This is a genomic window from Bradyrhizobium sp. AS23.2 (assembly GCF_001908185.1).
Taxonomy (GTDB): domain Bacteria; phylum Pseudomonadota; class Alphaproteobacteria; order Rhizobiales; family Xanthobacteraceae; genus Bradyrhizobium.
Genome location: NZ_LGHM01000036.1, coordinates 1 through 16,276, shown reverse-complemented (window position 1 = coordinate 16,276; position 16,276 = coordinate 1). Strand labels below are relative to the sequence as shown.

The following is a 16,276-nucleotide window of genomic DNA, read 5'->3' as shown; positions in this document are numbered from 1 at the left end:
GGCGGGCCCTCAGGATGAGGTCGCGTTTCGCGGCGAGATATCAAATCCTCATGGTGAGGAGCCCGCGGAAGCGGGCTCGGCAGCCTCTCGACCGTCATGCGAATGACCCTGCATCTTATGGTGATCGCGGCAAGCATCTTTTCGTTTTATGACGAACGTTTAAGATCGACATTAACCTGCATTCGCTCCGCCGGGAGACCTTGAAATGACCGAGACCATCCGCATCAAGCGCTTCAATGCGCGCCCCGTGATCGTGCCGATGAACCTGCCGCTGCAGACCTCGACCGGCGCGGTTGCGAGGGCGCCGCTGGTCTTGATCGACTGCGAGACCGACCAGGGCGCGGTGGGGCATGCCTATCTGTTCTCGATCACGCCTTCTGCCCTGAAGCCGCTGACCGCGATGGTCACGGAAATGTCAGATCTGCTCGCCGGCGACGAGCTGCTGCCGTTCGAGATCGAGCGCAAGCTGACCCAGCGCTTCACGCTGCTTGGGCTCGCCGGCCTGCAAAGGCTGGCGCAATCCGGCATCGACATGGCGGCGTGGGACGCACTCGCCCGCGCACGCGGCCTGCCGCTCGCGCGGCTGCTTGGCGGCGCGCCGAAACCGGTCAAGGCTTATAATTCGAAGGGGCTCGGCATCATGCCTGCGGGCGCCGCGGTGGACGAGGCGCACAAGCTGCTGGCCGAGGGTTTCCAGGCGACGAAGATTCGCGTCGGCCGGCCCGATGCGCGCGAGGATCTGGCCGTCGTGCGCGCGGTGCGAAAGGCGGTCGGCGATCACGTCACGCTGATGTGCGACTACAACCAGGCGCTGACGGTGACCGAGGCCATCCGCCGCGGCGAGATGCTCGACGACGAGGGCCTGACCTGGATCGAGGAGCCGATCCGCCACGACGACTACGCCGGCTGCGCCCGCATCGCCGATGCGCTGCATACGCCAGTCCAGATCGGCGAGAATTTTGACAGCGCGTTCTCGATGCAGACCGCGCTCTCCACCGAGGCCTGCGACTACGTGATGCCCGACGTGCAACGCATCGGCGGCGTCACCGGCTGGCTCCGTGCCGCCTCGCTCGCGCACGCCGCCGGCATCGAGATGTCGACGCACCTGTTCTCGGAGGTCAGCGCGCACCTGTTGTGCGTGACGCCGACCGCGCATTGGCTGGAATATGTCGACTGGGCCGACGCGGTGCTGGCGACGCGGTTGAAGATCAAGGACGGCTTTGCGCTGCCGAACGAAGAGCCCGGCAACGGCATCGCGTGGGATGAAGCGGCGGTCAAAAAAATATCTCGTGAGCTAGAGCGTGTACTCGTAAAGGCGCAGATGTCGGCTTTTGAGGGTTATGCAGAAATCTTATGCTTGATCAGGGAATTGCCGGTTTTTGACCCTGGCTGTGTAAAAACGCGAAGGATCGAAACACGACTAGAATTGCATTCCTCAGTTGGTCGTCTAAGTTGAAGGCGCTTGCGGGCTTTCGCCCTGAGTTGGTCTTGGACGAATAACTTCTTCTATCGCGCTCAAGTGTCTTGGCGTTTTCACACAGCCAAGACCCTGAGCCGACATTGGTCGGCGAGGCGCAGAGTAACGCAGTGCAATCCATCGAAATTGAAAAAGGCCGCTGGCAATATGTCCAGCGGCCTTCGCGCTTAACGTCGTTCGCTGGGCGGCGCCCCGACTAGAGATCGATGCCAACAGCGATGTTGCGGCCCTGTAGTTCGGCAATCTTCATTCCGTCAGCCTGCACCTGCGCGAACTCCGGGTCTTTTGCTACGGCCTCCTGCACTTTGCCGTAAACTTCCCAACTGGAGTAGCGCGTCGCAACCAGCAACTGTCCTGCCCACGCGCCAGTGTGGAAACGGGACAGCCGAAGAAATTCAGCACCATGTTTTTCGAAGATTGTCTTCGCCCGCCTAACAATCTGGACCATTTCGTCGGGCTTGTCGGTTTTGAAACGAGCAAACTGCACGATCGGCATGGGCTACCTCCATAGTGATGTAAAATATCCAAGAGGCATGTATCGAGCGGCGTTTGGGGAGCGAACCTCAATGCGATCTCGATGAAAGTTTGTCTTCATCGATTGATTTTGGTTCAGGGTTTGCAAGCGACAGCAACACTACCGTATCTCGGCGGATGGGCTGGCAGCGTTGAGCCGATCGCTCTGCAGCGGACAAATGGTGCGTTTCAGGAAGCCAAAAGGGGACTAGGATAACTACGTACAAGCACCTCAGTGCGGACGCCCGCCCTCGGCTCCTCCGCGCGGCTGGCGTCAGCAAATCATGGGAGGATTTCGCGATGAAATCGCTGGCCTATGCAACTCTGTTTGCGCTCGCGCTTACCCCTGGCTGCGGCTTCGCTCAAGAGCACAAGATGAGCGACGAAGAGCTGATCAAGCTGTCGCTGTCGGCCGCCCCCGAGGCCATCGTCAAAGACGCTACGATCCTCGCCATGGATCATGACGGTAAGTTGCGGACATTGCGCGAAGGAACCGGGCAGTGGACATGCATGCCAGGTCACGCTGATCCGGCCAATCCCGACCCGATGTGCGGCGATAAGAATGCGATGGAATGGGCGTCGGCCTGGATGAATCACAAGGAGCCGCCTGCGAACAAAGCGGGGTTCATGTACATGCTCCGAGGGGACGGCGGCGCAAGCAACACCGACCCGTATGCAACAAAAGAAGAGCCCGGCAACAATTGGATTAAAACCGGCGCACACGTGATGATCGTCGGCTCTGGCGCTAAGATGTTGGATGGTTATCCGCGCGACGCGAAGGCCGACCCAACGAGGCCCTATGTGATGTGGCCTGGCACGCAGTACGAGCATTTGATGCTGCCGGTCCGCTGATCTCGCGATCTGGCGGTTCCTGCGTCCGCATGACGAGCGGCTGTGATGCCGCCTCCTGCCTTTCCGGCGCCATGTCACGGACCTATGGCGGCGCAAGCTGCGGCGCATGGGTCTGGTTATGGCCCTGGCTGTGTAAAAACGCGAACTCCGGCGGATGGCGGAGAATCTACTTCTCAGATCACGCGGCACCGAAGCTCTGTATCCTCTTCGCAGCCTCAGAAGCGGTGTTTGAAAGAATTCTTTTCTCCGAAATTTGAGCGCCGTTGCGTTTTCACACAGCCAAGGCCCTTAACAGACACTCACTCTTGCACCATCGATGTCCGGGTTTGAGGGTAAAGCGGACACCGCCGTCCCCCGCGCGCGGATTATGAGTACCGCCCTGGCCCGCCCCGATGTCAGCGGTGATGGGCGATGTAATGGGCAAGGTCGGCGATCTGCTCCTTGCTGACTGTCTGCATCACGTCGGCCATGGTGGCGTCATAGCCGTGGCGGGTATTGTCCTTGTACTCGACGAGAGTCTTGGCGAGATAATCTTCGCGCTGGTTGGCGATGCGCGGCACGTTCTCCTTCCCGGAGTAGTCTGTATTGTGGCAGGTGTTGCAACGGTTCTGCTTCGCCAACGCCTCTCCGAGCACCATCCGCGTGGCATCCGCCGCATCAGCCGGCGCCGCCGGCTTCGGCAGTGTGGCGATGAAATCAGAGAAGGTGCGCAGATCGTCGTCCGTCAGCGACTTCGCCATCTCGTTCATCGGTTCGAAGACGCGCAGCTTCTCGCGGAACATGAAGAGCTGGATCAGCGCGTAAGGCGCCTGCTGACCGCCGAGCGATGGTGTGCTCTCGGTCTCGGACGTGCCGCGCTCGCCGTGACAGGCCAGGCATGGCGCAGCGCGCTCCTGGATGGCTTCTGCGTTCGCAGAGAATGCAATCGAGGCAAGCGCCAGAGCGACGATGAGGGTTTTTGGCATTGGGCGTTTCCGGTCGATCCCGTCATTGCGAGCCAACGGGTCCGCGCAAAGCGCGGCCCGATGACAGGCTCCGCGAAGCAATCCAGACTGTCCCTGCGGAGGGATTCTGGATTGCTTCGTCGCAGGTGCGCCTCGCAATGACGATGTGGTTGGCACTTACTGCGCCGCGACCTTCTGCTTGCCGTAGGTGATGCGGTAGACCGCGCCGTTCCAGTCGTCGGAGACGAGCAGAGAGCCGTCCTTCATCAGCATCACGTCGACGGGACGGCCGACATATTTGTTGTCCTCGAGGAAGCCGGTCAGGAACGGCTCCATCGATTTCACGGTGCCGTCCTTGTTCAGCTTGACGACAACGACGTCACCACCCTGCTTCTGCGACTTGTTCCAGGAGCCGTGGCGCGCGACGAAGATCGCGTTCTTGTAGGACTTCGGGAACATGTTGCCGGTGTAGAAGCGCATGCCGAGCGCTGCCGTGTGCGGGCCCATCAGGCCGACCGGGGCGGTATAGTCCTTGCAGTTCTTGCCCCAGCCGAGCTCCTGGTCGATGATGTTGCCCTGGTAGCAGAACGGCGCGCCGAAATCCTCACCAGCCTTGGTGACGCGGTTGAGCTCGTCCTCCGGTACCGTCTCCGACAGCCAGTCGCGGCCGTTGTCGGTGAAGTAGAGCTGCTTCGTCTCGGGATTCCAGTCGAAGCCGACCGTGTTGCGCACGCCGAGCGCGTAGACCTCGGCGCCGGAGCCGTCGAGATTCATGCGGCGGATCTGGCCGTGATCTGCGTCGTGCAGCACGTTGTTGCCGGGTTGACCGACCGGGACGTAGAGCTTGTTGTCGGGCCCGATCGCGATGAACTTCCAGCCATGCGCCTCGTCCTTGGGCAGCTTGTCGTAGATGACGGTCGGCTTCGGCGGGTTGTCCAGATTGTCCTCGATCTTGTCGATCTTGGAGACCTTCGAGAGTTCGGCGATGTAGAGCGTGCCGTCCTTGAAGGCGACGCCGTTTGGACGATAGAGGCCGGAAGCAATCACCTTGACCGAACGTTTGCCGTCCTTGTCGACGATGGCATAGACCTTGTCGACGAGGCGGCTGCCGACGAACACCGTGCCCTTGTCGCTCTGCGCGAGTGAGCGTGCATTCGCCATGCCGGAGGCATAGACCTCGACGTTGAAGCCCTGGGGCACCTTGAGCTTGGCGAGCGGCAATTTATCGGCTGCGGCCGGGAGTGGCGGCGGCGCGACGGGAGCGAGCCTGGCCGCCGCCTCGCTGTCGGGACGCCCGATCAAGGGGGAGCCGGGAGGAAGCGGCTGAGCGGCAGGTGCGGCGCCGGCGGCGGGTGGACTGGCGGGCTGCTGCGCCGCGGCGGAAAGCGTGAATGCACCGAAGAAAGCGCCGGCCAGCAACAGGCTGCGCGACGCAGACGAATAACGCATCATGGTGTTCTCCCCAAAGCGGAAGCCGTCTTCCAGACGCTGGCGCATCTCGCGGCTTTTCCGATTCACACTCTCCGGATTTGCCTGAACAAAAGCAATCGGAAACGACGCCTCAGACCTCTGCCGTCACGTCTGGTCGCCCCTGCACGAACGCGCCCCATCCCGCCATTGGCACGCCTCCCCCAATCGTGTAACCCGACTGAGACCCTTGCCGGGACGGGACGCTGATGACTGCGGTTGCCACGGATGAAGCGGGAGTTGGCACCCGCGCGCTGATTTTTGCGTTGCTCGCACTCGCCTGCGGACACATGCTCTCGACATTGCTGCGCACGATCCCGGCGGTCAGCCTCGATCTGATGGCCGCGGATTTCCATATGGAGCCGCAGGCGCTGGCGAGCCTCACCTCCGTCTATCCTTTCGCCTTTGCCGCCGCGCAAATTCCGGTCGGCGCGGCGATGGACCGGTTCGGCGTGCGGCCGGTGTCGCTCAGCCTGCTCGCGGGAACCGTGGTCGGCGCCATCGCCTCGGGCTTTGCGACCGGGCCCGAGAGCTTCGCGGTCGGGCAGGTGCTGCTCGGCGTTGCCACCTCGGGCATGCTGATGTGCCCGATGACCCTGGCGGCCAAGCAATTGTCGGCAGCGCGGTTCGGCCTGTGGTCGGGCGCGATCCTCTCGATCGGCAATATCGGCATGCTGCTGTCGTCGAGCCCGCTCGCCTTCGTGGTCGATCATTACGGCTGGCGCGCCGGGTTCTGGATCTCGGCGCTCGGCGGCGTCCTCGTCGCGCTTGCCGTGTTCATGCTGGTGCCGAACCAGCCGGCCGAGCACAAGGATGATTCCTCACCGCTGTCGCAGATGATCGAGGTGCTGCGGCTCGGCTTCTCGCGTCCGCTGCGCGGCCTGATCGCGCTCGCGCTGGTGTCGCTTGCGACCTCGCTGGTGCTGCGCGGCCTGTGGGGCGGGCCGTGGCTGATGCAGGTCAAGGGCCTGTCGCGGGTCGAGGCCGGCAACCAGCTCGGCCTGTTCACGCTGGCGATGATCGCCGGCCCCCTGTGCGTCGGCATGATCGACCGCAAGCTCAGTCGCCGCCGCGAGCTGGTGGCCGGCACGCACCTCGTCGGAGGGCTGCTGCTCGCACTGATGGCGCTCGGCGCGCCGCACTATGCGGTCTCCGTGCTGCTCGGCGTTCCCGTGATGCCGCCGCAATACGACCTCGTGCTGTTCATCCTCATCGGCCTTGCGACCTCCGCCCAGCCGCTGCTGTTCGGCATGTCCCGGCAGCTCGTCGACGCGCAAACGACCGGCAAGGCGCTCGCGGCGATCAACCTCGCCTTCTTCCTCGGCGCGGCGCTGATGCAGTCCGTCACCGGCGCGGTCGCGGCGCTGGCCGGGCTGCCGGCGGTGCTGCTGTTCATGGCCGCGGCGCTTGTCGCGGGCACGCTGGTCTTCCTGGCTTACACGCGGACCGTCTGAGCCCCTTGCGAAATGCGGCGTCGCAGGGGATGCTGACGCGCAACGTATACCGGGGGGAATGAAGTCCATGCCTGTCGACACCCAAGCCGCCACCGACCGCCTCATGCGCTTCCTCGCCGTCGAGGGCGTGACTGGACAGGAGGCGGCGATCGGGCGTGAGCTTGCCGCCGCGCTGAAGGAAAGCGGCGTGCCGGCGAAGGCGATCCGGCTCGACGACGCCAACACCCGCATTCCCGTGCCGACCGAGACCGGCAACCTCATCGTCGACCTGCCCGGCCGTGGCGCGCTGCACAACCAGAAGCGGATCATGTTCATGACCCACATGGACACCGTGCCGCTCTGCGCCGGCGCCAAGCCGAAGAAGTCGGGGCGCAAGATCGTCAACGAAGCCAAGACCGCGCTCGGAGGCGACAACCGCTGCGGCTGCGGCGTGCTGGTGACGCTGGCAGCCGAGCTCGAAAACCAGAAGCTCGATCATCCGCCGATCACGCTGCTGTTCTGCGTGCGCGAGGAGAGCGGGCTCTATGGCGCGCGCCACGTCAAGCTGGAGGAGCTCGGCTCGCCGGTGATGGCTTTCAACTATGACGGCGGCTCGGCCTCCAACGTCGTCATCGGCGCCGTCGGCGCCGATCGCTGGCAGGTCGAGATCTTCGGCCGCGCCTCGCATGCCGGCGTCGCGCCGGAGCGCGGCATCTCCTCGACGATGATCATGGCGCTGGCGCTTGCCGAGGTGAAGGCCGGCGGCTGGTTCGGCAAGGTGGTGAAGGGCAAGCGGCAGGGCACCAGCAATGTCGGACCCGTCACCGGCGGCGAGGGCCGCCCGGCGGGCGATGCCACCAATGTCGTCACCGACTACGTGCATGTGCGCGGCGAAAGCCGCAGCCACGACGGAAAGTTCTTCAAGGAGATCACGAAGGCCTACAAGGCCGCGTTCGATAAGGCGGCCAAGAAAGTGACGAATGCGCAAGGCAAATCCGGCCGCGTCAAGTTCAAGGCCGAGACCGACTATTATCCGTTCCGCATGAAGGAGAACCTGCCCGTCGTCAAACGCGCGATCGAGGCGGTGTCCGCGGTCGGCGGAACGCCGAACGTCCGCGCCGCCAATGGCGGCCTGGATGCAAACTGGATGGTCCGCCACGGCATTCCGACCGTGACCTTCGGCGCCGGCCAGAACGAGGCGCACACGATCGACGAGTGGATCAATCTCGACGAATACGACCGCGCCTGCGCGCTGGCGCTGCAGCTCGCGACGATGCGGTGAGGCGTTGAGCCTGTAGGATGGGTAGAGCGAAAGGACAAAATCGCGGCTCCTGCTGAAATTGCATAGCGCGCAGAGCGGATTGGAATATTTCTCCGAGGGCCGGCGACCGTGTGGTGGTTCGGCCGAACCTTGGTGGAGTATGCAGATGACACATGTGACTCGAGCGTGTTCAGTGCTGGTTGCAGCTACGTTGTGCCTGGTAGCTGCAACGGCGACCGCACTTGCCCAAAATGTCCCTCAGTGCGTCGTGTCAGGATCACCACCGGCGGGCTGGGGCTTTAACTCAATAGGCTATATCCAGATTCCTTCCGGCAGTGGCTGCCTGCTCGCCGTCAATATAAACGGCGAAATACAGACTTCCAGCGTTTCACAGAATCCGGCACACGGCACCTTGCAACAACTCGATGCATCTTCTTTCCTCTACACCTCGCAAGCTGGATACATCGGTGGCGATAGTTTCTCCATTCAGGCGACCGGCATGAGTCAGACAGCCTCCGGCACCTCCGTCATCACCATCAACGCGACGCTACAATAGCGCCGGAGGCCAGGGGCCGATTGGCCGCGCCTCGCACTGGCCTGGCCCTCGGCCATCTGCCGTGCCAAGTTAGCGTATTGATTTGAGGCAAATGACCGCTCGCCACGAGCGCGACGTGTTTTTCTCCGCGCGACCTGCGACGGGAACGAGCAACCTTTTTGTCGGGGCCGAGACGCTCGCGGTCATCTTTTCTGGTTTGTCGGTTTTTGCATAGTGGCGCAGGCTCGTTACGCGCATGATCGTGCGAAGTTGGAGGCCGTAACCGACATGTTGCTGAAGGCGATTGCCACCGCCATCGTTTCGGGCGCCGCCGTGGCGCTCAAGAAGCCGCACGAGGGAAAAAAGCTCACATCGATGGTTCTGGGGTTGCTCAGGCCGTATCGGCGCTGGCTGCTCATCGTTTTCGCCGCCATGCTGATTGAGATTGCAATGAGCCTGGCGGCGCCCTGGCCGCTTAAGCTGGTTCTCGATGACGCCCTGGGACGGCATCGATTGCCGGACTGGCTGGCTTGGGCGCACGATTATGGCTTCGGACAACACACCGCAGGCGTCGCGCTGTTTGCCGGCATCGCAACCCTGCTCATCGCCGTCGTCGGCGCGATCGCGACCTACATCGACAACTACTACACCACCAGCGTCGGCCAATGGGTTGCCAACGATTTGCGCGTACAGATCTACACGCATCTGCATCGGCTATCGCTGCGCTACTACGACAACGTCAAGACCGGGACCCTGATGTCCACGATCACCAGCGATGTCTCGACCATCCAGGGTTTCGCATCGTCCGCGACACTCGATATCGTCGTCGATCTCATCACCATCCTGTTTATGCTTGGATTGATGTTCTATCTGGATTGGGATTTCACGCTGATCGCTGTCGCGCTTGTGCCCTTTCTGCTGGTGTTTCTCTTTCACTTCAAGAAGGCTGTGAAAGAGGTGACGCGAACCGTGCGTGCCCGGCAGAGCGACATTGTTGCCGTCGTACAGCAGGGACTTGGATCGGTTCGTGCGGTAAAGGCATTTGGCCGGCAGGACCTCGAGATAGCGCACCTGGAGGCCGCAAGCCACGCCACGGTGGAAGCTGCGCTGAAGGCGCGCCAGATCAAATCCTTGATGTCACCGACGGTGAGCATTGTCGTTGCGATCTGCACCGGCATCGTCCTTTGGAGGGGGACGTCCCTGATCGTTGCGGGCACGCTGACGGCCGGCGCGTTGACAGTCTACCTCGCGTACTTGGCCAAATTCTTCAAACCCGTAAAAGACCTCGCGAGCATGACCAGCACGATCGCACAGACGACCGTTGCGCTGGAGCGGATTCAAACGATCTTGTCGGCCGACGATCTCATCACTGACCCTGTGGACGGCGTCGATCCCGGGCGGGTCAAGGGCGCCATCAGCTTCGATAAGGTCGCCTTCGGATACGACGACGCCCCGATACTGCGAGAAGTGAGCTTCGAGATAGAGCCCGGTCAGGTCGTAGGCCTTGTCGGCCCCACCGGCTCCGGCAAATCGACCGTACTTAGTCTGCTGCCGCGGTTCTACGAAGCGAGCAGCGGGCGGGTGCTGATTGATGGCCTGGACGTCTCTTCATACAAGCTCGCGACCCTGCGTGCGCAGGTGGGCTTCGTGCTCCAGGAGACGGTGTTGTTTCGCGGAACGATCCGCGAGAACATCGCCTACGGTTGCCCAGGCGCCACCGAGGAAGAGATCATCGCGGCGGCGAAAGTCGCCAACGCTCATGATTTCATCAGCGCCATGCCGCATGGCTACGATTCGATGGTCGGCGAGCGGGGCGACACATTGTCGGGCGGCCAGCGGCAACGTATAGGCATCGCCCGCGCCGTTGTGCGGAACAGCCCGATCATGATTCTCGATGAGCCCACGGCAGCGCTCGATACGGAATCGGAACACCTCGTCATCGACGCATTGCGTCAGCTGATGAAGGGGCGCACGGTCATCATGATCGCCCATCGCCTCAGCACGATCGCCAACGCCGACAAGATCGTCGTGCTGAAGGATGGCGTTGTGGTTGAACAGGGCTCGAACGACGAATTGCTCGCCCTGGGCGGGGTTTACGCCGAACTTCATCGCATTCAATACGACACTTCGAACCAGGCTTCTGCGAAAGCCGTCTAGTGACTGCAGCGTTTCGGCCCGGAGATTCAGAAACATGTCGCACAGCCTCATCGTGCTTCCCGACGATACCGTCAACTCGATTCTCGATCCGATCAATGCGGCCAAGCGCTCGCTCAATATCCGGATGTTCCTGTTCACCGACCCAACGCTGCTGAAAGCGGTGATCGCGGCCAGGCAACGTGGCCTCCGCGTTCGCGTCATGCTCAATCCCGCCCGCCGCGACGGCAATAGCGAGAACGAAATCGCGCGCGAACAGCTGACTGCCGGCGGTGTCGAGGTTCGGTACAGCAGTCCCGATTTTGCCGTCACTCACCAGAAATCAATGGTGATCGATGACGAGCTGGGCTTCGTCGAATCTTTGAATTGGGAAACGCGTGACCTGACCGAAACACGGGATTACGCGGTTGTCACGACCAAAAAGATCGAGGTGTCGGAGATGGTGAGGTGCTTCGACGCCGATTGGATGCACCAGAAGTTCGATCCCAGTGCGAGATCGGAGTTGATCTGGTGCCCGAACAACGGGCGCGAACGTATCGCACGCTTTATCGATTCCGCCAAAGAGACGCTCTGGATCCAGAACGAGCGCTATCAGGATACGGTGATCATCGAGCGCCTGGTGCGCGCCATTAAGCGTGGCGTGCAAGTTCACATCATGGCGCGCCCGTCGCATAAATTAAAGAAGAACAAACTCGTCGAAGGAATCGGTGGCCTTCGGATCATGCATGACGTCGGAGCTAAAATTCACACGCTGAAGCACCTGAAATTGCATGGCAAGATGCTGCTTGCCGATGAAGAGCGGGCGATCGTCGGATCGATCAACCTCACACCAGGCAGCTTTGACGATAGGCGTGAGCTTGCCGTCGAAACTGATGCCCATCATGTTGTTGGACGGTTGGTCGAGACTACTCGACACGACTGGAAGCATTCAAAAAAAACTCGATCTTTCCGATGCGGGCATTCTTGCGGACTTCGAAAAACACGGCACCAAAGGTGCTGGTTTGCTTGCCCTCGATCCTTCGCAAAAACATCGGGACGACTAATTAGTCTGGCCCATCGTCACCACGACCTTGCCTTGGCATGACCGCCTTCGAGGTAGGCCAGCGCTTCGGGCGTTTCTCCAAACGGAAACGTCCTGTCGACGATGATCTTCAGCCTTGCCCTGCCCGATGAGTTCGCCCAGCTCCGCGAGTTCGGTGCCGCTTGGACGCATGAAGAGATAACGATAGCCGACACCCGTCCGGCAGGCTCGCAACCTGATGCCGCTGCTGATGATCCAGAAAAGGGCAGCCAGAACACGCCCGCCACCGAGATCCTCGATTGCCCCCGGCGCCGCCCGATATGAACACCTTCTGCCCGGGCCTGACATCGAGCTGATCCCGTAATGCCTGGAGCGCTCAGGCTTGCGAGCGGCACGGCGGCGGCAGTCGTGAAATCGAGATTCCGCGGCATGGGCGCGGCGTGGGCCTCGTCGACGCATGCTTGCTCTGCGAACGCGCCGCCTCGTTCCTTTGCGAGCCGGGCAAACACGCGGTCGCCAACCCGGAACCGCTTCACATCCCTGCCAACGGCCACGACAAGCTCGTTGCCCAATATGAACGGAAGCTTTGGCCGATAGTTGCGCAGGCAATACCAAGCGGCTGCTGAAGGAGTTCGTTCAGGGCGAGGCGCGCCCCGATGGCGCATCGAACCAGAGCAGCCGCAGGTCTGCTCCCCGCTCGCGGGCGATTGCCCGCACCGCGCGGTCGGACTAGCCTGTAAAGAAAAGGCAGGAAGGAAACATGGCGCACATCGCAACGATCGAGACCGGACTCTACCGGATCCCCCTCCCCGTCACACTCTCCGACAGCACCCATGGCGAGATCGCCGCATTCGAGCTGATCACCTGCCGCATCCGCGATGCCGATGGCGCCGAAGGCGTCGGCTATACCTACACCGTGGGCCGCAATGGCGGCGCTGTCGCCGACATCCTCAGGCGCGAGATTTCGGCGCTGGTCGAGGACCGCGAGGCCGACGACACGGAGGCCCTCTGGCATCATGTCTGGTGGGCCCTGCATTATGGCGGACGCGGCGGACCGACGGTGCTGGCGCTCTCGGCACTCGACATCGCGCTGTGGGACCTGAAGGCGCGGCGCGCCAGGCTGCCGCTGTTCCGCCTGCTCGGCGGCTTCGATGCGCACGTGCCCTGTTACGCCGGCGGCATCGACCTTGATCTTTCGGTCGAAGCCCTGCTCAAGCAGACCGACGGCAATCTCGCCAAAGGCTTTCGCGCCATCAAGATGAAGGTCGGCCGGCCCGATCTCAAATCCGATGTCGCACGCGTCTCTGCGATGCGAAAACATCTCGGCGACGACTTTCCGCTGATGGCGGACGCCAACATGAAGTGGACGGTCGAGGAAGCCATCCGCGCCGCTCGCGCCTTCGTTCCGTTCGACCTCACCTGGCTCGAGGAGCCGATCATCCCCGACGACGTCGCCGGCCACGCCCGCATCATGCAGGCCGGCGGCGTGCCTATCGCGGCGGGCGAGAATTTGCGCTCGCTGTGGGAGTTCAAGAATTACATCGTCACTGGGGCGGTATCCTATCCCGAGCCTGACGTGACTAATTGCGGCGGGGTCAGTGCCTTCATGAAGATCGCGCGGCTCGCTGAGGCCTTCAACCTGCCCGTGACCAGCCACGGCGCGCACGACATCACTGTGCATTTGCTCGCGGCCTGCCCGAACCGCTCCTACCTTGAGGCCCACGGCTTCGGGCTGGACAAGTACATCGAGCATCCGCTGGTGCTTCAGGAAGGGATGGCCGTGGCGCCAGACCGTCCGGGCCATGGCATCGGCTTCGACTGGAAGGGGCTGGCGAAGCTCTCGCCGTAGGCGGCGGACTTTCCTGCACGCGAGGCATTCGCTGCGGCTTGATGTACCGGCCAGATAATCGGCTATGGTGACGGCAGCCGACACCTTGCGAGAGACGCCCGCCTTGAGACCCGAGCTGCACCAGAAACTGACCGCGTGGCGCCAGCACCTTCATGCGCACCCGGAGCTGTCGCTTCAGGAGAAGGCCACCGCAGCCTTCGTGCAGGAAAGGCTTGCTGAACTCGGCATTCCCTTCGAGGCCGGCATCGGCGGCCACGGCATCGTCGCGACCTTGACGCGCGGGCACGCGCGGAGCCGCGTCGGCTTGCGCGCCGACATGGATGCGCTGCCAATCACCGAGGATACCGGGCTGGCCTACGCCTCGAAGACTCCCGGCGTGATGCATGCCTGCGGGCATGACGGCCACACCACATCGCTGCTCGGCGCCGCAGCGCTGCTCGTTGCCGACACGAGCTGGAGCGGCACCGTCGATTTTATCTTCCAGCCGGCGGAGGAAGGTTATGGCGGCTCGCGCGCGATGGTCGCCGCCGGGCTGTTCGACCGATTTCCGATGGAGCGGGTGTTCGGCTTCCACAACTGGCCGGGCCTCGAGGCGGGCACCATCGCGGTCCACGACGGCGTCGTCATGGCCGCCGGAGGCCGGGTCACACTGACGATCGAGGGCCATGCCGGCCACGCCGGCCTGCCGCATCTTTCGCGCGATCCCGTGATGGCCGCTGGCCATTTGATCGTTGCCCTGCAATCGATCGTGGCGCGCAACGTCGATCCGCTCGATACGGCCGTGCTCTCGCTGTGCATGATCCAGGGCGGCACCGCGCCGAACCAGATCGCCGGACAGGTCGAGATCAAGGGCACGCTGCGCACCAACCGCATGCCGGTGCGGGATGCCATCGTCGACAGGATCGAGCAGATCTGCGCCGGCGTCGCGACAAGCTTTGACGTCAGGGTCACGCCGACATTCGTCCACGGCGTCGGACCGGTCATCAACGCCCCCGGCGAAGCGAACATCGCGCGCATAGCCGCACAGAAGGTGCAAGCCCGCCTGCGCGGCGATCTCCCGCCGAGCATGGCCAGCGAAGACTTCGCCTACTTCCTGCAGCAGCGGCCGGGGGCCTTCGTCTGGATCGGCAATGGCGAATTGCGCGAGGGCGCGGAGCTGCACGGCCCGCGCTACGATTTCAACGACGCGATCCTTCCCGTCGCATCCGGCTGGATGGCCGAGGTCGCCAAGACGGCGCTGGCGTCGAACTAAAACGGTGTACTCATCTGTCGGGGTGCATGGCGCAGGCGCGCATGACGTCGGCTTGTCCGCCAATTGCAGCGCAATTGCTGACGTCGCCTGAGGTCGCAGAGGATCCCGGCAAGCGACCTGCTTCGATGTGATCAGATTGCGTGTTCTTACGGGGTTCCGTCATCGAAACACCTGGGCTATCGGAAATCGGCAAATCGAGCGGGCATTGCAGCGGGAACAGTTCAGAGTAGCGCCTCCTCGCCCGACTCCACGACATACCGGAATCAACGCGGACCCGGCGTGAGTGCTGCTTCCTTCCGACCACGGCTGCCCAAAGCAACTGCCCAGGAGCAGCCGGCTTTCCTGGAGATTCCTCCCGCTATGCGAGTAGCAACCGAAGTCGTGGAATTGCTGGTGAAATCAGCCGGCACCTGGCTTTTTGAAGGTCATCAATTCGGCCTGAGCGACCGCGAATGGATGGCTCTGCGCTTTCTCGCGCGTGCAAACAGGTTCTCAAGGACTCCATCCGCTCTTGCCATCTTCCTCGGCACGACCCGCAGCGGCACATCCGAGATTGCCGCGCAGCTGCGGAAAAAGGGATTGGTGATTCCGGAGCCGTCTGCCGAAGACAGGCGCTCGATTACGCTGTGCGTGACATCTCAGGGGAAGAAATTACTCGATCGAGATCCGATCAACGCCCTTCGCGATCGAATCGCGGCACTCACAATTGACGACCGGTCTCAGCTGCGCCACTCGCTCCGTCGGGTTCTGGTTCAGAGCGACGTTGCTCAGCGCGAGCACAATACGGACATTTGCAGCGGCTGCATATTCCTGATCGAAGATGGTGCCGGGAGCGAGCACCAGTTCAAGTGCCGGCGCTTTCGAAAAGCGATTGCCTCGAAAGAGACGGCCCTGCTTTGCACCTATTTCGAGGAGCCGGGTTCGAGAGATCTCGCCGCCAAAACCGCGTAGGCGCTCGACCCAGGTCGGACAGGTCGCCACCCATATCCCGATGTCCGCCATTCCGGCCCCGATTGCCTGACCGGCCCGGCCTCGATTGCGTTGGGAGGAGAGGCCGACTAGGAAACCCGGATGAGCATCGAATCTCCTCCGCAGTGGCTCAACGAAGATCCGCCACCTGTCCTGCCCGCGCGACGACGCCGTTGGCCGTTCGTCCTGCTGTTCTTCTTCGTCGTTGCCCTCGCCGCAGGCGCTTTCCTGTGGATGAATGTCGATCACATCAGCCAGTATGCCGGCCATGCGGCGCCTGACGACAAGCCTGCATCCGGCGACCAGGCGGTGATGACAGACCTGCTGGCCGCACAGCAGAAGGCGAGCGAGGACCTCGCGGCACTCGATCGCACGGTCGCCGACCAGCAGGAGCAGCTCAAGACGATTCTGGACCAGCTCGCGGGCCTGACTGCGCAGATCGACGCGCTGAAGAGCGCAGCCGCTCCGCCACCGGCGCCGCCGCCGCTACCATCGGTCGCCAGCGCACAACCTCCCGCGCTCCCGCGAGCCGCCCCGCCACCGGTGGTG

The 16,276-nt window shown here is 62.7% G+C and carries 15 protein-coding genes and 1 pseudogene; 12 read left to right on the top strand and 4 right to left on the bottom strand.

What is annotated here, in order from left to right:
• Positions 1–205: 205 nt before the first annotated feature.
• Positions 206–1,456 (top strand): enolase C-terminal domain-like protein, encoded by a 1,251-nt coding sequence (locus AC630_RS08295; RefSeq protein ID WP_245330304.1) that lies wholly within the window; start codon positions 206–208, stop codon positions 1,454–1,456.
• 217 nt (positions 1,457–1,673) lie between these two features.
• Here AC630_RS08295 and AC630_RS08290 read toward each other — a convergent pair whose 3' ends face one another.
• On the bottom strand, positions 1,674–1,973 hold the full coding sequence (locus AC630_RS08290; RefSeq protein WP_074118004.1) for a hypothetical protein: 300 nt from the start codon (positions 1,971–1,973) through the stop codon (positions 1,674–1,676).
• 317 nt (positions 1,974–2,290) lie between these two features.
• Between AC630_RS08290 and AC630_RS08285 the strand changes: the two genes are divergently transcribed.
• Complete coding sequence (locus AC630_RS08285; RefSeq protein ID WP_074118003.1) at positions 2,291–2,842, top strand: hypothetical protein; 552 nt, start codon at positions 2,291–2,293, stop codon at positions 2,840–2,842.
• A 395-nt stretch (positions 2,843–3,237) separates the two neighbouring features.
• Here AC630_RS08285 and AC630_RS08280 read toward each other — a convergent pair whose 3' ends face one another.
• Positions 3,238–3,807, bottom strand: a complete 570-nt coding sequence (locus AC630_RS08280; RefSeq protein WP_074118002.1) for a c-type cytochrome — start codon at positions 3,805–3,807, stop codon at positions 3,238–3,240.
• A gap of 156 nt (positions 3,808–3,963) precedes the next feature.
• Complete coding sequence (locus tag AC630_RS08275; protein WP_143197907.1) at positions 3,964–5,238, bottom strand: PQQ-dependent sugar dehydrogenase; 1,275 nt, start codon at positions 5,236–5,238, stop codon at positions 3,964–3,966.
• 224 nt (positions 5,239–5,462) lie between these two features.
• On the opposite strand from AC630_RS08275, the gene AC630_RS08270 reads away from it, so the two are divergent.
• The 6 genes from AC630_RS08270 (at position 5,463) to AC630_RS46170 (ending at position 11,981) form a co-directional block, all read left to right on the top strand.
• Positions 5,463–6,707: an MFS transporter gene (locus AC630_RS08270; protein WP_074118001.1), complete on the top strand. Its 1,245-nt coding sequence runs from the start codon at positions 5,463–5,465 to the stop codon at positions 6,705–6,707.
• A gap of 67 nt (positions 6,708–6,774) precedes the next feature.
• Positions 6,775–7,968 carry a M20/M25/M40 family metallo-hydrolase gene (locus AC630_RS08265; protein ID WP_074118019.1) on the top strand — a complete coding sequence of 398 codons (1,194 nt, stop codon included), beginning with the start codon at positions 6,775–6,777 and terminating at the stop codon, positions 7,966–7,968.
• Between the two features lie 145 nt (positions 7,969–8,113).
• Positions 8,114–8,503 carry an Ig-like domain-containing protein gene (locus AC630_RS43560; RefSeq protein WP_143197904.1) on the top strand — a complete coding sequence of 130 codons (390 nt, stop codon included), beginning with the start codon at positions 8,114–8,116 and terminating at the stop codon, positions 8,501–8,503.
• Between the two features lie 267 nt (positions 8,504–8,770).
• Positions 8,771–10,639 carry an ABC transporter ATP-binding protein gene (locus tag AC630_RS08255; protein WP_208866980.1) on the top strand — a complete coding sequence of 623 codons (1,869 nt, stop codon included), beginning with the start codon at positions 8,771–8,773 and terminating at the stop codon, positions 10,637–10,639.
• A 34-nt stretch (positions 10,640–10,673) separates the two neighbouring features.
• Entirely contained in the window at positions 10,674–11,720 is a 1,047-nt protein-coding gene (locus tag AC630_RS08250; protein WP_208866979.1) for a phospholipase D-like domain-containing protein, read from the top strand.
• 60 nt (positions 11,721–11,780) lie between these two features.
• On the top strand, positions 11,781–11,981 hold the full coding sequence (locus AC630_RS46170) for a hypothetical protein (protein WP_074117999.1): 201 nt from the start codon (positions 11,781–11,783) through the stop codon (positions 11,979–11,981).
• 113 nt (positions 11,982–12,094) lie between these two features.
• Here AC630_RS46170 and AC630_RS48235 read toward each other — a convergent pair.
• Positions 12,095–12,322, bottom strand: a pseudogene (locus AC630_RS48235) (alcohol dehydrogenase catalytic domain-containing protein); the annotation flags it as partial.
• Between the two features lie 95 nt (positions 12,323–12,417).
• Here AC630_RS48235 and AC630_RS08235 point away from each other — a divergent pair.
• The 4 genes from AC630_RS08235 to AC630_RS08220 form a co-directional block, all read left to right on the top strand.
• Positions 12,418–13,506, top strand: a complete 1,089-nt coding sequence (locus AC630_RS08235; protein ID WP_074117997.1) for a mandelate racemase/muconate lactonizing enzyme family protein — start codon at positions 12,418–12,420, stop codon at positions 13,504–13,506.
• A 103-nt stretch (positions 13,507–13,609) separates the two neighbouring features.
• Entirely contained in the window at positions 13,610–14,758 is a 1,149-nt protein-coding gene (locus AC630_RS08230; protein WP_074118017.1) for an amidohydrolase, read from the top strand.
• 279 nt (positions 14,759–15,037) lie between these two features.
• Complete coding sequence (locus AC630_RS08225) at positions 15,038–15,709, top strand: MarR family winged helix-turn-helix transcriptional regulator (RefSeq protein ID WP_349538186.1); 672 nt, start codon at positions 15,038–15,040, stop codon at positions 15,707–15,709.
• Positions 15,710–15,829: 120 nt separating this feature from the next.
• On the top strand, positions 15,830–16,276 hold a 447-nt coding region (locus AC630_RS08220), incomplete at its 3' end, for a hypothetical protein (RefSeq protein ID WP_208866978.1).

Bases quoted from the DNA above. Each gene is read 5' to 3' on its own strand.
- AC630_RS08295 (WP_245330304.1), top strand. From the start codon at position 206: ATGACCGAGACCATCCGCATCAAGCGCTTCAATGCGCGCCCCGTGATC.
- AC630_RS08290 (WP_074118004.1), bottom strand. From the start codon at position 1,973: ATGCCGATCGTGCAGTTTGCTCGTTTCAAAACCGACAAGCCCGACGAA.
- AC630_RS08285 (WP_074118003.1), top strand. From the start codon at position 2,291: ATGAAATCGCTGGCCTATGCAACTCTGTTTGCGCTCGCGCTTACCCCT.
- AC630_RS08280 (WP_074118002.1), bottom strand. From the start codon at position 3,807: ATGCCAAAAACCCTCATCGTCGCTCTGGCGCTTGCCTCGATTGCATTC.
- AC630_RS08275 (WP_143197907.1), bottom strand. From the start codon at position 5,238: ATGATGCGTTATTCGTCTGCGTCGCGCAGCCTGTTGCTGGCCGGCGCT.
- AC630_RS08270 (WP_074118001.1), top strand. From the start codon at position 5,463: ATGACTGCGGTTGCCACGGATGAAGCGGGAGTTGGCACCCGCGCGCTG.
- AC630_RS08265 (WP_074118019.1), top strand. From the start codon at position 6,775: ATGCCTGTCGACACCCAAGCCGCCACCGACCGCCTCATGCGCTTCCTC.
- AC630_RS43560 (WP_143197904.1), top strand. From the start codon at position 8,114: ATGACACATGTGACTCGAGCGTGTTCAGTGCTGGTTGCAGCTACGTTG.
- AC630_RS08255 (WP_208866980.1), top strand. From the start codon at position 8,771: ATGTTGCTGAAGGCGATTGCCACCGCCATCGTTTCGGGCGCCGCCGTG.
- AC630_RS08250 (WP_208866979.1), top strand. From the start codon at position 10,674: ATGTCGCACAGCCTCATCGTGCTTCCCGACGATACCGTCAACTCGATT.
- AC630_RS46170 (WP_074117999.1), top strand. From the start codon at position 11,781: ATGATCTTCAGCCTTGCCCTGCCCGATGAGTTCGCCCAGCTCCGCGAG.
- AC630_RS08235 (WP_074117997.1), top strand. From the start codon at position 12,418: ATGGCGCACATCGCAACGATCGAGACCGGACTCTACCGGATCCCCCTC.